13 protein-coding genes are annotated in these 15,936 nt (G+C 38.7%); 8 read left to right on the top strand and 5 right to left on the bottom strand.

Annotation, left to right across the window (positions count from 1 at the left end):
- The first annotated feature begins 6 nt into the window (after window positions 1-6).
- The 8 genes from DCC35_RS17315 to DCC35_RS17285 all read left to right on the top strand — a co-directional run bounded on the left by DCC35_RS17315 (window position 7) and on the right by DCC35_RS17285 (window position 11,034).
- Window positions 7-1,569: a type 1 glutamine amidotransferase family protein gene (locus tag DCC35_RS17315; RefSeq protein ID WP_217495875.1), complete on the top strand. Its 1,563-nt coding sequence runs from the start codon at window positions 7-9 to the stop codon at window positions 1,567-1,569.
- A 204-nt stretch (window positions 1,570-1,773) separates the two neighbouring features.
- Window positions 1,774-4,806: a SusC/RagA family TonB-linked outer membrane protein gene (locus DCC35_RS17310; RefSeq protein ID WP_137091986.1), complete on the top strand. Its 3,033-nt coding sequence runs from the start codon at window positions 1,774-1,776 to the stop codon at window positions 4,804-4,806.
- A gap of 10 nt (window positions 4,807-4,816) precedes the next feature.
- The gene (locus DCC35_RS17305; RefSeq protein ID WP_175402855.1) at window positions 4,817-6,142 is read left to right on the top strand and encodes a RagB/SusD family nutrient uptake outer membrane protein; all 1,326 of its coding nucleotides are present in this window, start codon (window positions 4,817-4,819) and stop codon (window positions 6,140-6,142) included.
- Window positions 6,143-6,153: 11 nt separating this feature from the next.
- On the top strand, window positions 6,154-7,515 hold the full coding sequence (locus DCC35_RS17300; protein WP_137091984.1) for a PKD domain-containing protein: 1,362 nt from the start codon (window positions 6,154-6,156) through the stop codon (window positions 7,513-7,515).
- Between the two features lie 2 nt (window positions 7,516-7,517).
- Window positions 7,518-8,666 carry a PKD domain-containing protein gene (locus tag DCC35_RS17295; protein ID WP_175402854.1) on the top strand — a complete coding sequence of 383 codons (1,149 nt, stop codon included), beginning with the start codon at window positions 7,518-7,520 and terminating at the stop codon, window positions 8,664-8,666.
- Window positions 8,667-8,735: 69 nt separating this feature from the next.
- Window positions 8,736-9,632: a cyanophycinase gene (locus DCC35_RS17290; protein WP_137091982.1), complete on the top strand. Its 897-nt coding sequence runs from the start codon at window positions 8,736-8,738 to the stop codon at window positions 9,630-9,632.
- Between the two features lie 23 nt (window positions 9,633-9,655).
- Window positions 9,656-9,850 carry a hypothetical protein gene (locus DCC35_RS21615; RefSeq protein WP_217495874.1) on the top strand — a complete coding sequence of 65 codons (195 nt, stop codon included), beginning with the start codon at window positions 9,656-9,658 and terminating at the stop codon, window positions 9,848-9,850.
- Between the two features lie 8 nt (window positions 9,851-9,858).
- The gene (locus tag DCC35_RS17285) at window positions 9,859-11,034 is read left to right on the top strand and encodes a YfcC family protein (RefSeq protein ID WP_217495873.1); all 1,176 of its coding nucleotides are present in this window, start codon (window positions 9,859-9,861) and stop codon (window positions 11,032-11,034) included.
- A gap of 64 nt (window positions 11,035-11,098) precedes the next feature.
- Here the strand turns inward: DCC35_RS17285 and DCC35_RS17280 are convergent, their stop codons facing one another.
- The 5 genes from DCC35_RS17280 to DCC35_RS17260 form a co-directional block, all read right to left on the bottom strand.
- Window positions 11,099-11,836, bottom strand: a complete 738-nt coding sequence (locus DCC35_RS17280) for an MIP/aquaporin family protein (RefSeq protein WP_137091981.1) — start codon at window positions 11,834-11,836, stop codon at window positions 11,099-11,101.
- A gap of 85 nt (window positions 11,837-11,921) precedes the next feature.
- Complete coding sequence (locus tag DCC35_RS17275) at window positions 11,922-13,409, bottom strand: glycerol-3-phosphate dehydrogenase/oxidase (RefSeq protein WP_217495872.1); 1,488 nt, start codon at window positions 13,407-13,409, stop codon at window positions 11,922-11,924.
- A gap of 11 nt (window positions 13,410-13,420) precedes the next feature.
- Window positions 13,421-14,911 (bottom strand): glycerol kinase GlpK, encoded by a 1,491-nt coding sequence (gene glpK / locus DCC35_RS17270; protein ID WP_137091980.1) that lies wholly within the window; start codon window positions 14,909-14,911, stop codon window positions 13,421-13,423.
- A gap of 87 nt (window positions 14,912-14,998) precedes the next feature.
- A complete protein-coding gene (locus tag DCC35_RS17265; RefSeq protein WP_175402853.1) occupies window positions 14,999-15,442 on the bottom strand; it encodes a DUF2141 domain-containing protein in 444 nt (147 codons plus the stop codon).
- Window positions 15,443-15,495: 53 nt separating this feature from the next.
- Window positions 15,496-15,747, bottom strand: a complete 252-nt coding sequence (locus tag DCC35_RS17260; RefSeq protein WP_394347742.1) for a DUF2141 domain-containing protein — start codon at window positions 15,745-15,747, stop codon at window positions 15,496-15,498.
- Between the last annotated feature and the right edge of the window lie 189 nt (window positions 15,748-15,936).

Here is a 15,936-nt window from a genome sequence, read left to right as displayed (position 1 = left end):
GCTGGAATGGCTATTTTAGGAGGGGTAGATTATACTGCTGAAGGATCCGGCATTTACCCGGATCAGACTCTCGAAAATATAAATCTTTCAGATATAACATTGAAAAGCGACTTCCTGCCTTTTAAACCAGGATATATTTTTGATACTCATTTTTCTGAAAGAGGAAGATTTACTCGTTTAATTCATTTTATCGCCCGATACTATAGTGATCACCAGCAATTGATTAAAGGCATCGGTGTCGATGATCAAACGGCTTTAGCAATTGATGAAAATAATATTGCAACTTCGTACGGTACAGGAGGAGCACATTTCTATTATTTTGAAAACTCAGATCCACAAATTATTAATGACCAGCTTGTAGGTGGAGGAGTTAAAACCTTTTCTATTATAGACGGGCAATCAGTCAATTTAGATGATTTAACCACAAGGCCACAATACGAAGAGGCTTTAACTGTAAGTGAAAGTAATCTGGATAAGACAATATTTGCACAGCAGCAAACTGAGTATAGCCAAATGGGTCCATTGTTTACAGATTTCTTTACCGGTGCGGACAGTGTAATTTTGATCAGCAATCCCGGAGATTCGGAAGCAGGAGTTTTAGTAAATGATTTAAGAAACTCTTTTGAATCCGAGATTACGTGGATTGAGCTTAGTGAAACCAGTAATAGTGCATTGCAGGTAGAGCTTAGAAATAAGATCAGGCAAGCCGGTCATTTTATAATATTTAATGTCAGTCCGGAAGAATTGGATGATTTTGCTTCAGGCCAGACAGGTCAGTTACTTCAAAGAGCGATTAATAATGCCGGTATTACTATAGCAGCTGTAGGCTCTACCGCAAACGCTATTGGCCAAAAGTATTGCATTAATTGTGAGGACGATCCTTTAGCGTCCTTTTCTGGTTCTCTTCAGTTTAGCGATGGTTTCAATTTCATATCTTCTACGATAGTAATTGCAGATACCTATGCTTTTTCAACAGATTTTTATGAAAATAAGACTTCTGCCGGACATTGGGCGGCAATGAAATATGGCCTGAGCAATTCAATCTTTTTACAGGATGAAACCTATCTTAAAGTATACGGGTCGGATCAAGAAGCTAGTTTAACTGTACATGGCAGTGTTCCGGGTATTGTTTTTCATAATATGGCTACGGAATATAGTAACGTGATATTTGGAAATGATGCAAACGGGTTGACTCGCCAGATAGTTGGATTTAACGAGGGCTCCTATTCTTTCGCTGATGAAAATTATATCGTTCAGGTAGGAGAATTCATCAATAGAGAACCTGAAGATCTTGGATGGGAAAATAATGAAAATCCGGTAACTGGAATTAATGATGTAATTACAGGAGTGAAATTATTTCAGGATGGAAATTCTCTGTGGTTCGATTCCGGTAATTACGACCACTTAAATATAAGTGTCTATTCAATTTCAGGTCAGGAGTTGATAAAAACTAATGCAAGCAGAAGAGATAGAGTCATATTACAAGAAAAATCTCATACTATTGTGCTAGTGTTATTGACAGATATTGAAAATAATGTTATTTTAAGAAGCAAATTCCTATTTAAATAAAGCTTTGAATTCGAATATTATAAATATCGGTTCTAGAGAGATACCTGTGCAGGCTGCCAAGTCTTTGCAACAGATGGGATTACAGCCAATCTTTGACTGTTAACATATCCCTGAAAATCAACCATTTGATATTGACCATTCCAGGTCTGTATCAAGCATATATTATTAAATACTTAACGTAATTAAAACCTAAACAATAACCTTATGAAGCAATTAGGACTATTTTGTCTGTTGCTCTTATCAGGATTCTCTGCTGTATCAGTTCAGGCGCAGCAGGTAGTCAAAGGTAAAGTCACAGACTTTCAGTCAGGAGAACCAGTACCAGGCACGAACGTGCTGGTAAAAGGTACTTCGAGAGGAACCACTACAAATTTTGAAGGTGATTATAATCTTCAATTACAAGAAGGAGATTCAGTACTGGTTTTTTCCAGTGTTGGTTTTGAATCTGAAGAAGTCCCGGTAAATGGACGTACTCAGATTAATGTAGAGCTAATTTCTGATATTCAGTCACTCAAAGAAGTGGTAGTCGTAGGGTATGGTACTCAAAAGAAGCAGGATATTTCTTCTTCCGTATCGACGATTGATCAATCTGAATTCAATGACATTCCAACCAGTAGTTTTGACGCTGCAATTCAGGGTCGGGCTTCAGGATTAAATATTTCTTCACCATCCGGTACTCCCGGAGGACAAACGAACATCAATATCAGAGGAGCAACTTCTATCTCAGCTTCTTCGCAGCCTTTGTTTATAATTGATGGGATACCAGTTGAAGTGAAAAATAACTCAGTACTAAGCAGCAATATTCAGCCGATAAACCCACTGGCTGAATTAAACCCAAATGATATTGAGTCGGTAACTATATTAAAAGATGCCTCGGCAGCGGCCATTTATGGATCAAGAGGAGCGAATGGTGTGATTTTGATTACTACTAAAAGAGGATCAGCTGGTCGTGATAAATTAAATATTGGATATTATGCCGGCTTCTCAGAGGCAACTAATGTCCCTGATATGATGTCTTCGTCTGAGTGGATAGGATTCTTAAATGCAGCTGCTGAATTTGATGGATTAGGAGAAAACTATTGGAATGAAATCCTGGGAGATCCAAACGACCCAAATCTTCCAAACTATGATGTTTATGATGAAGTCCTTCGAACAGGTACTATAAATAACGCAGATATCAGTTATTCAGGCGGAACTGAAAAATTCAATTATTACCTGTCTGGTAATTACTTCAATCAAAAAGGTATCCAGGTGGGGCAAGGCTATGAAAGAATTTCCGGAAGAATTAACGTTGACTATAGCCCTAATGATAAAGTGAAGATCTCAACAACGACATTTCTTGCCAGGGGTTTTCACGATAGAACAATTGGCGAGAATGATGAATATGGAGTTATTGTAAATGCTCAGGCATGGGATCCCAGATTCCCATTAGTAGATGAAAATGGAGTATACATAAATCCTTTTGATACTTATAGCTGGTGGGCACTTGAAAATCCGCTACTGATCGCTCAGGAATATGTAAACACTTCTAAAAACTCCAGATTGCAGTCTTCACTTAGCCTGGAGTGGTACATTACACCAAATTTGACATTTAAATCAAGTGGAGGTCTGGATTATAATTCTCTGATAGACCGGGGTTTTGTTCCAAAAGGTTATAATCAGACAGATATCGGTCTGGGTACATATGGTACTTTTGAGTCTTCGAGCTGGATTAATGAAAACACTCTGAAATATACTAATACGTTTAACGATGATCATTTCTTTGATGCTTTAGTTGGTATTACTTTTCAGGAATCGGTAGAAGAATTTTCAGTAATTGATGCTTCGGGGTATTCAACCAACCAGGTTATTTCAACTGCAGCAGCAGGTCAGATAACTAATGCTTCAGACGGAGGTTTCAGGTTTGGATTGGTATCTTACCTGGCTCGATTGAATTATACTTACGATAATCGATATACCTTTACCTTTACAGGTAGGGCTGATGGCTCAAGTAGATTTGGTGAGAATAATAAATTCGGATTTTTCCCTTCAGGTTCTGTAGGCTGGAATGTGCATAATGAATCATTCTTCCCTGACGATTCATTCCTTACTACTTTAAAGTTACGCGGGTCTTATGGAGCAATTGGTAACCAGTCAATTGGTAGTACCATTGCACAAGCAACATACCGAAGTTCTGCCGGTTATGCCGGGCAGGGAGGTACTTCAGCACTTCAGCTTGGTAATCCTGATCTTACCTGGGAGAAAACAGTCCAGTCTGATATAGGAATAGACATTGGATTTTTTAATAACCGACTTGAAGTGACTGCAGATTATTTTAAGAAGGACACAGATGGTTTGCTCTTGAATGCAGATATTCCGGGATCTACAGGATTCCGTTCTTTAATATCTAATAACGGAAATATTATTAATGAAGGGGTTGAATTATCGCTTAATACCATCAATGTGGAAAGTGGAGACTTCAGGTGGACTTCTTCGTTTAACATTACCTGGTTAGAGAATGAGGTAATCGATGTGATCAATGATGGAGAAATCTTAAGTCGAAACTTCATCCTTAAAGAAGGAGAGCCGCTAAGCACTTTTTATCTGATAAAATTTCTGGGTGTGGATCCACAGACCGGAGATGCAGTATTTCTGGATGCAAACAGCGATGGTATAATCAATCTTGATGACAGGGTAGTAGCTGGAAATGCACAGCCTGACTATTACGGTGGATTTACCAATAACTTTAGTTATAAAGGATGGAACCTAAGTATTTTCTTCCAGTTCCAGCATGGAAACGAGATATTCAACCAAAGCAGATATGCTTTTGAAAATTACGGCACGCTGAAAGGCGGTTTACCATTTGGTAATCAAAATGCCCGATCTCTGGATTACTGGAAAGAGCCTGGAGATATAACAGATATTCCAAGACCAAGTCATGCGGATGAGTTTTCTCCGGAAGCACAATTTCAGAGGTTCTCAACTCAATACCTGGAAGATGGTAGTTACCTGAGACTTAAAAACGTGAGACTGGGATACACTTTCCCTACTGAAAGTCTTGAAAAACTGAATCTGCAGTCACTGACAATATATGGTCAGGCTCAAAACTTACTCACGTTCACGAATTATTTAGGTTTTGACCCGGAGGTAAGTACTAATACTGCTTCTGATGGTTCTTTGAATACTCTTCAGGGTGAGGACTTCGGTACGCTGGGACAAGCCAGAACGATTACAATCGGTTTAAATATAGGATTATAATATGAAGACCATGAAGAAATTAATATATACACTAACAGCAATATTTACCTTTTCCGGCTGTGATTTGCTGGATCAGGAATTGCCAAATACAATACCTACGGATGAGGCTATAGTTGACAGAGTATCAGCTGAAGCTGCAGTAGTTGGATTGTATAATGAAATGCAAGACGGGAGCCTTTATGGTTCTGATGCTGTATATGCTACTGAATTAATGGCCAAAAACATGAAGGCTGTTAAGTTTCAAGCTGTCTGGCAGGAATTAGGTTCAGGGATTGTTCCCTCAGCCAATTTTCATGTTGAAGATAGCTGGATCGCCTGGTATAGTATTGTCAATAATGCTAATAACATTATTGTTAAAGTACCCGAATTGAATGATGTTTCAGAGAGTGAAGAAGCCGAGTTTACCGGTACTGCTCATTTTAGTCGGGCTTTGGCACATTTTGAATTATTAAGACAATGGGGAGAGTACTGGGATAATACCAGTGAATATGGTATTCCACTTCCAACTGAAGTAGCAACTGCACCCATTGTGACGCCAAGATCTAATGTAGCGGATGCCTACGCATTAATTGAAAGTGATTTATTTAAAGCAATTGACAGGCTGCCAGCCTCAGGTGATCCTATTTTTGCAAATAAAGGGGCAGCTGAAGCACTTATGGCCAGAGTCAAATTGTATAAAGGTGAATACGATTCTGCGTTTTATTATGCTAATGATGTGATCGAAAACTTCGATTATGATTTACAGGATGATTATGTAGATATATTTTCTGAAGGCACATCAGAATCTATTTTTGAGGTGGATTTCACTCAGCAGGATTTTAGTAATTATACCTTTTTAATGTTTGGTACAGAAGCAGAGATCGTAATGACCGATGAAGCTGCTGAAATGTATCAGAGTAATGATGAGAGAGGTTTACTGATAGAAAATATCGGAAACTTTTTCCGATGCACGAAATACGGAACTAATCAGGATAATGGAGAGGGAAATGCCTTTGTTATTAGACTGGCAGAAATGTACCTGATCAGGGCTGAGGCAGCTTCAAGAAATAATGGTCCGACGACTGGCCTTCCGGATATCAATGTTTTGAGAGCCAGAGCTGGACTGGGACCGATTGATGCCTCTTCAGTTAATTCATTACAAGATTTCAATGATGTTCTGACCAGGGAAGCAAGGCTTGAATTTCCTGCAGAGGGAGTTTACTGGTATTATCTGTCAAGGCTGGATAAGCTCGGAGAAGTGCTTAATCGTGAAGCCTTCAGAAGAATTTACCCGATTCCATTGAGAGAATTAAACATCACTGATGATCAGGCTATTTTTCAAAATCCGGGATATTAAAATTAGAAGATATGATGAAATATTTTAAAATATATAGTCTTCTGGTGCTGACATTTCTTTTTGTTTTCACTTCGTGTGATGATGAAGAAAACATTCCGGCTCCGGAAGCAGGTTTTACCTTGCCTTCCACAACATTTAAGGCAAGAGAAGTAATTACGCCGACCAATACCTCAGAGAATGGAGCAACTTACCAATGGTCTTTGGGTAATGGTGAACTGATATATGGTGAGTCTCCTTCATTTTCCTATTCTACTGAAGGATCATACACATTAACATTAGTGGTTCAAAACGAAGCCGGGTCGAGTAAACTTGAACAGGCAATAACAATCGCAGGAATATTGCCAATTGCTTCATTTGAAGTAGAGAATATTGACAGGTTGATTGCCGATAGCGATGTGGTATTTAATAATACTTCTGAAGATGGAGTGACATATGAATGGGACTTCGGAGATGGGGCAACCTCAACTGATGTGAATCCGGTGCATAAATATGCACAGCCAGGTATTTATACTGTAACTCTTATAGCAACAAATGAGGATGGCGCTTCAGAATATTCGCAGGATATTACGATCCGCACAAGGCCTGATGAGCTCTATTTTATGGATCCATCTGATTTTTTCCTCCGAAGAACTTTACTTGGGTCAGATGTGATCACCCAGGACCTTGTAGAGATGCCAGGTTGGGGTGTGGGTATATCTTTTAATACGGTGGATGGAATGGTATATATCACCGACGCGGATAACATTGATGAATCTGTTAATAAAATATGGAGACTAAATCCTGATGGAAGCGGACTGGAAGAACTGGTAACCGGTTTAACGGAACCATGGCTGATTGATGTAGATGGAAATGCCGGGTATATATTCTGGACTGATTTTTCTACCGGAGATGTGAAACGAGCTAATCTTGATGGAAGCGATGTTCAAACAATCGCCACCTATCTGGATGGGTTTGAATATCCTGAAGGCATATCTGTTTACGATGGCAATGTATATCTCAATGATCCGGTACTCGACGGAATTTTGAAAATTTCGTATGACGGATCTTCTGTAGAACAAATTATTCCGGAAATGGGTGGAATCGGGATTGGTATCGACAAGACCAATGGAATGATTTATTTCCATGACCAGGATGCTGGAGCAATTAAGCGTGCTGACCTTGGTGGTAATGTTGAAGAAGGCTGGGCGATTAATTTGCTGGATGCAGCTGACAGGGTCTATGGCATTTCTGTTGATGTCAGTACTGGTAAAATTTACTGGACGAACAGGGATAGTGGTTTGATTGGAGCTGCTGATCTTTCCGGTGAAAATGTTGAGACACTTGCCGGATCACTTTCAAGTCCGAGAGGTTTAACACTCATTAAAAATCAATGATTATGAAAACGTTAAAAATATTAGTAATGTCTGTTTGCGTCCTGCTTTTTATAGCTGGATGTAAAGAAGAAGAACCATTGATACCTCCATTTACAATAGTAAAGGCAGACTTTTCTTATCAGTTAGATAATGATTTATTTGCCCCGGCCACAGCAACCTTTAATAGTGATGTTGTTTTTACAGAGGGCGATGATATATCTTATTACTGGGCTTTTGGAGATGGAGCATCTTCAGATGTAGCTAATCCTACTCATTTATATACAGAGCCGGGATTTTACGAGGTAACCTTAACCGTTGTCGGTGAAGGAGATACAGATAGTAAAACCACTACAATAGAGGTTAGGGATCCTAACAGATCTTATTTCCCGGTAATTGTAGCTTCAAATTCAGGTAAAAGAATATATGATGCTCAAACGGGCATTTTAGATGTTTCTTTAGAGGTATCTCCTTTTGATATTGCGATTGATTCAACCAGAGAAAAGATCTATTTTACCGCCACTGACGCTGGTGCGGTTTATTCGTTAGGATTTAGTGATGATGTTCCGGAAATGATAGTGGATGGCTTCTCAAATCCTCATGGTATAACTGTAGACGAGGCATCGGGAAAAGCGTATGTTGTTGACAGGGGAGATAATGCCGTTTATACAGTAGATCTGGAAAACAGTACGAAAACGATCTTGTTTTCAGATTCTCAGGAGGCTACATTTTCATTACCTGAAGGAATTGATTACCATGATGGGTTCGTCTATGTGACTGCAGTGGATTTTGATGCTGAGGCGGTATGGAAGGTTAATATTTCGGACGGAAGTTTCGAAAGGATAATCGGATATTCTGCTGGTGGATTTGGATATTCAATAGTTGTAAACCAGCAGAGTGATATGATCTATTTCCACAATGACGAAGGGCCGGAATTTTTAAGTGCTGCTTTAGACGGTACCAATGTCAGTACTTTAGTATCACCTGCAGGTGATAATAATGGAGTAGACGGAAGAAGTTTTGGAATTTCAATTTCCTACTCTGAAGAGAAAGTTTACTGGACTGAATCCGGTAATGGACTTTTAAAGAGAGCGAATTTTGATGGTACTGATGTTCAGACTATTGCATCAGGTCTTACAGATCCGGTGGGAATACAAATAGTGGGTATTCAGTAAGTTTGGTTAATGTATAATTGAGCGGTAATCATTAAATTGATTACCGCTTTTATTTTTAAAATTCAAATCATGAAATACATCTATCTGTTTCTTAGTTGCTTATTCTTTTATGCCTGTACAGAAAGCAACGATCAAAACAATAACACAGTGAATGAAAGTACTTCGGCAGATACTACCCAGGTTAATTTGAATAAAGGAGCATTGATAATTATAGGTGGAGGAAGCAGGCCTGAGGAAATGATTAAAAGAATTGTAACCGAGTCCGGAATTGACACTGCAGGTTATGGCATGACCCTTCCTATGTCTAGTATTGAGCCTGACTCGTCAAATTGGTATGCTATTAAGCAATTTAGCGATCTGGGATATGAAAATGTTTATGGTGTTGAATATGATTCTGTTTCAGGTTATAGAGAATCACAAATCGATTCATTAGCTAATGCTTCTTTAATCTATATTTCAGGAGGGGATCAAAGACGGTTTATGCAAAGAATAGCTGGCACGAGAATAGGGAATATAATTAGAGACAGATATGCTGAAGGAGCTGTGATAGCAGGTACATCTGCAGGTGCTGCTGTTCAAAGCCGAAGAATGATAACCGGAGATGAAAAGAAATACCCTGATTATTATCCGACATACAGGCATCTTGAAGAGGAAAACTTTGACTGGACAGAAGGATTAGCTCTAATCGATGGGGTGATTATCGATCAGCATTTTGTTAAAAGATCCAGGTATAACAGGTTGTTTACAGCAATAATGACTTTTCCTGATGAAATTGGAGTTGGTATTGATGAGTCAACAGCAATAATAGTTAAAGGAGACTCTGCAGAGGTAATTGGCGAAAGCCAGGTGATTACTTTTGAAAATTCCAATCAAAATGTCAATAGAAAGAATGGAAAGCTTGGGACGAAAGGAATAATTCTGGATATTTATCTTCCGGGTGATAAATTTTACCTCAAACAGAAATAATTGAAACCACACAACAGATACGAATGATGAAATTTAGAAGAGTTCCTGATACTCTGGTAATAATATTTTGTTTTTTAATCTTATTTACAATTCTTACCTGGATAATCCCTGCTGGCGAATATGAAAAGGAAATTATAACTCTTTCAAACGGGAGTGAGCGGGAGGTGTTAATACCCGGGACGTATCATTATGTGGAGGAGAACCCCAGGGATTTTTAGATTTCTTGATGGCTCCGATAAAAGGCTTTATTGGTGGATCTCAAATCATTGGTTTTATCCTTATTGTAGGAGGAGCCTTTTCTGTTTTTAATAAAACCGGTGCTGTTACTGCATCCCTGCAGTCATTGGTGAGGTTTTGTGAAAAATACCCATCTGCAAAAGGAGTAATCATACCCTTGATAATTATATTTTTCTCAGTAATGGGCGCAACCTTTGGAATGAGTGAGGAGGTGCTTGTTTTTGTTTTGCTCACTATTCCAATGGCAAAATCGCTGGGTTACGACACCATAACCGGAATAGCTATTCCCTTTGTTGGAGCAGGGGCAGGGTTTGCAGGGGCTATTACCAATCCTTTTACTGTTGGAATTGCGCAGGAAATCGCAGAAGTGCCTATGTTCAGCGGGTATGAATATAGAATGATTGTATGGGTGGTGTTAACATTCCTGGCTGTATTTTATATAATGAGGTATACTCGGAAAATCTACGATCCTGCCATAGTTGAAACTGGGAAGGAGAGTCAGGTTGAAAAGATTGAATTTACTCCGGTAAGGAAGGTGACACTCTTTTTATTATTTGGTGGATTAGCAATAATTTTATTTGGCGTAACCCAGTTTGGCTGGTATATAAATGAAATTGCGGCAGTGTTTTTTGGTATGGGGCTATTATCTGCCATAATTAACAGAATGAACGTTCAGGAAGCTGTCGATGCTTTTAAAACCGGAGCTGGGGATGTTTTAACAGCCGGACTGGTAGTGGCATTAAGTAAAGGACTTTTGATCCTTGCCGAGGATGGTAAGATCATTGAAACTATCCTTCATGGATTAGCTTCTTTGGCAGAGGGATGGCCAAAAGCAATTTCTGTTGAGATGATGTTTGTCGTTCAGAGTTTACTAAACTTTTTCCTTCCAAGCGGAAGTGGGCAGGCTGTATTAACCATGCCCATTATGGCGCCATTAAGTGATCTTTTAGGAGTGTCAAGGCAGACAGCTGTACTGGCTTTTCAATTTGGAGATGGCCTTTCTAATATGATAATTCCAACAAGCGCAGTGACGATGGGAGTCCTTTCTATCGGTAATGTTTCATATGAAAAATGGTTGAAGTGGATGTTGCCACTTTTTATATTGATGGTTATTGCAGCGGGAATATTATTGATTTTACCTACTGTGATTTTTGGATGGAATTAATAAACAAGTAAAATTTCACTGTTAGTTTACCGAAAGGCTGGCGAGATACTATTTCGCTGGCTTTTTATTTGATATATAAAAAGATAGCAGTTGCTATTGCAGCTCCGATGAGTGGGCCAAACACAGGTATAATGCCGTAATTCCAGTCTGTTTTAGCATTTTTTCGTATAGGCAGAAATGAATATACAAGCCGGGGTCCCAGATCTCTTGCCGGATTAATAGCATATCCAGTTGTGCCACCTAAGCTAAGGCCAATACCAAATACAAGTAACCCTACCGGTAACGCATCCAGAGCACCTAAACCCACTCTTGCAGACTCGATTCCATCAATTTCTAATAATGGTTTACTCATATAAAGTACTGCGAATACCAGTACAAATGTTCCAATGATCTCTGAAAATAAATTATTGAATCTGTTACTAATTGCCGGAGTGGTGCAGAAGCAGGCCTTTTTCAATTCTCCATCCTGGGTACGCTTAAAATGATCCAGGTAAAAGAGATAGATTGTGTATGCTCCCAGCATTGCTCCGGCCATTTGAGCGATGATATATTGTATTACTTTCGACCATTCAAAAAGACCTGATAATGCTAACCCAAAAGTTACAGCGGGATTAATATGAGCACCACTAAATTGACCAACAATAAAGACAGCAATGAAAACCGCCATTCCCCATCCAAAAGTAATGACTATCCATCCACTATTGTTTCCTTTAGTATCCTTCAGGACAACATTTGCAACTACGCCATTTCCTAATAAAATCAATAAAAAGGTCCCGATAAATTCTGCAAAATATTCGTTCATTCCTGAATATAGTATTGTGAAGCCAGTTTGTTATAATTTTCAATTTGATTTTTTACCCAATTTTCATCTTTCCCGAGTTCTTTTCCTAGTATTTTAGCTGTTTCGGGGCTATCCGTATACTTTCCCGGGCATCGAGTAATAAAGCTCTTGTACGACGGGAAAGCACATCTTCTACAGTTTGTGCCATTTCTTCCCTGGCTGCCCAGACTACCTGTACTTTTTTTATTTGTAGTTCCTCACTCAGCCATCCGTTATATTCAGGTTCATTGGTTTCTATTTCGAGTAGATCCTCTTTATGTCTTCCATATACTGACATCGGATTACTACCCGGTTCTGTATTCCTGTCATATCCGTCGATTGGCAATCGTTCGGTAATACACTTTCGATCTGCCAGACCGGCGATCATTATAGCATTATCAACAGCATCTTCAGCCATTTTTCTGTAAGTAGTCCATTTTCCACCAATCACGGTGATTAGCCCGGAAAGAGAAATTAATACCTTGTGGTGGCGCGAAATTTCTTTTGTGCTCATTTCATCGCCATCTTCAGGAGCAGCAAGTGGCCTCAGCCCGGCGAAAATACTTTTTATATCTTTTTTGGTAGGCTTCTTAGACAGATACTGACCAGCTGTTTCAAGTATAAATTCTATTTCTGCTTCTAATGCCTGTGGTTCCAGGTCTATGTTATCAATTAAAGTATCAGTGGTACCAACGACGACTCTGTTATACCATGGGACCGCAAACATAACTCGCCCATCTGATGTTTGAGGAACCATAATCGCATAACTTTCCGGTTGAAAACTTTGATCAAAGACCAGGTGAATTCCCTGGCTAGGCCGGATCATCGGTTTCACCTCCGGCTCATCCATTTTCTTTATAGAATCAGCAAAGACACCAGTGGCATTGATTACTGATTTGGCAAAAATTGAGTATTCTTTTCCGGTTTCATGATCTTTAGCTGTTACACCCTTGATCATTAAGTCTTCTTCATCTTTTAATAAATCTACAACTTCCATGTAGTTTAATAACACACCATTGTATTCTTCGGCAGTCATTGCCAGGCTAATTGCCATGCGGGCATCATCAAACTGACCATCCTGGTAAACGATTCCCCCTCGCAGATCACGCTGGGATATCGTAGGTAATGCATCAATCGTTTCTTCCTTAGAAATACTTTTAGAGGGACCCAGGCCAAGTTTTCCTGCCATTAAGTCGTATACTTTTAATCCGATTGTATAAAAAGGCCCATTCCACCATTCATATGAAGGAATCACAAATGATAAATTCCTGACCAGATGAGGAGCATTTTGCATCATTAACCCTCGTTCTTTTAATGCTTCCAGAACAAGAGAAACGTCACCCTGTTGAAGGTATCGTACTCCGCCGTGTACTAATTTTGTACTTCTGCTTGAAGTGCCTTTAGCAAAATCCGATTGTTCTAATAATAGAGTTTTGAATCCCCGGGATGCTGAGTCAACGGCTATTCCCAAACCGGTTGCTCCACCTCCGATAATTAATACATCCCATGGATCTGGATTACCCGCTAATTTTTTTAATTGTTTTTCTCGTTTCATCAGACTCGCTTTTAATTATTCCAGTTTTTGGCTCTTTCGAGTCCTTTCTTCCAGTTTCTAAGGGTTGTTTTTACATGTTCCTTTTGATGCTGAGGTTCAAAGGTCTTTTCTGTTTCCCAAAGTTTCCGGATTTCTTCAATTCCAGACCAAAATCCGGTTGCGAGGCCTGCCATATATGCTGCCCCTAATGCAGTTGTTTCAGTAATAGCCGGACGTACAACTTTTTGACCGATTAGGTCAGATTGGATTTGCATTAGCAAGTTATTAACAGCAGCACCTCCGTCAACTCTCAGATCAACTATTTCTATTTCTGAATCCTTGACCATAGTTGATATCACGTCCATAGATTGTAATGCAATACTTTCTAAAGCTGCTCTTGCAATATGAGCTTTTCCCGTTCCCCGGGTTAGACCGATAATTGTACCGGTTGCATATTGATCCCAGTGAGGAGCTCCCAGGCCGACAAATGCAGGAACGAACACAACACCTCCATTATCCTCTACAGTTAAAGCCAGGTTTTCAATCTCAGAAGAATTTCGAATAATCTGCAATTGATCTCTTAGCCATTGAACTACCGCACCACCAATAAAAATGCTTCCTTCCAGGGCATAATTCACTTTTCCATCTAATTGCCAGGCAATGGTGGTTAATAAATTATTCTTTGAAATGATGGCTTCTTTACCGGTGTTCATTACAACAAAGCATCCTGTTCCGTAGGTGTTTTTTGTCATACCTTTTTCAATGCACATCTGGCCAAAAAGTGCGCCTTGCTGGTCTCCAATCATGCCTGCAATAGGTATTTCAGCACCAAAATGATCTTTTATAGTCTTTCCATATTCCACACTGGTTGGCTTTACGTCAGGTAGGAGACTTTCAGGGATGTCAAATATTTCTAATAACTCTTTGTCCCATTTAAGGTCATGGATGTTGTAAAGCATTGTGCGGGAAGCATTAGTAACGTCTGTAGCGTGAACATTACCATGAGTTAATCTCCATAAAAGCCAGGTGTCAACAGTACCAAAAGCCAGTTTTCCCTGTTCAGCTTTTTCCCTTGCTCCGTCAACATTGTCTAATATCCATTTGATCTTAGATGCTGAAAAATAAGCATCAATTAGTAGTCCGGTTTTTTTATGAATCGTTTCAGTATGTCCGGCTTCTTTAAGTTTATCACAATATTGAGCAGTTCGTCTGTCTTGCCAAACGATCGCATTATATACTGGCTGACTAGTTTCTTTGTCCCAGATAATTGTGGTTTCTCGTTGATTCGTTATTCCTATTGAATCTATATTGCTGGCAGAAATATGGTGTTTTTTGATCACATCTCTCACTACAAATTTTTGTGTTGCCCAAATTTCTTCCGGATTGTGCTCCACCCATCCTGATTGTGGAAAGATCTGTTCAAATTCTCTTGAAGATATCCTTTCAATTTTACCGGAATAATTAAATAGGATTGCCCTGTTACTAGTTGTGCCAGCATCCAGGGAAAGGATGTATTTACCCATTTGTTAATGTTTTGAGTTAGACACTTATTAATTTAGTGAATTAACCCTACATAACAGAGTAAATAAGGGGTGAGTATTATAAAATTTTTAATATGTATCCAGATTGAGTTGTATTTCTTTGATTTCCCCTCTCCGTAAATTAATCATACATTCTTCGAATTCAGGAGCTTTTATTTTAGGCCACACGTTATTAGAAAAGCAAAATGGTTCTTTAGGGATTCCGATTATATTTTTATCCATTTCGCCATTTTCATTCAGGTCATGGTGAACTGCAATTGCATAAGCATCTTCCGGTAATTTAAAAAATATTTTGAGGTCTTTGGACGTGACATTTTCGATGTGATATTTATATAAATCAGATTCCGATAAAAATTCATTCTCCTGGTTATAAACAGAAATCCTTAGTTTACCTGAAAGATCTTGAATATTAGAAATGATAATTACAAGTTCGCCTCTGTCATCATTTTTATTTGAGACAAAGCCTGTGCTGATCAGAATTACGGATATTAATATGATTGCTTTTTTAAACACACTATTAAAATCAAATAGCGCATTTATTGTTTGAAGAAAACCAGTATTTTTTTCTAATACTTGCTCAATTCGATTTCAATACTGGTTATCTCACCTGGTTTAATTTCAAATTTACAGTCTTTGAATTTAGGGGCAGATATTTTTAAAGTGAAGTTATTTGAAAATCCATATGGCTCCTTTGGAATGCCAATAATATTTTTGTTCATCTTGCCATTTTTGTCAATATCATGATAAGTAGCAACAGCATACTCCCCGGGTGGCAGGGAAAATTTTACAGTTTCTTTTGAGTTGGAGGGAGAGAAAATATCGTATTTATATATATCTGAAGTTGAAAGGAATTTATTTTTTTGTTATATACTGATACCTGGATTTCTCCTGATTTAGTTTTGATATTTTTAATATTTATAATCAGATTTTCAGTTTGACTATAAACGTACGTAGCATTAATTATAAAGCAAATTAAAAACCCAATGTGTCTATTCATTTTTATAGAT

The organism is Mangrovivirga cuniculi (genome assembly GCF_005166025.1).
In the GTDB taxonomy this organism is placed as follows: Bacteria; Bacteroidota; Bacteroidia; order Cytophagales; family Cyclobacteriaceae; genus Mangrovivirga; species Mangrovivirga cuniculi.
The sequence above is the reverse complement of the archived record's forward strand: the minus strand, read 5'-3'. Positions and strand labels throughout refer to the sequence as shown.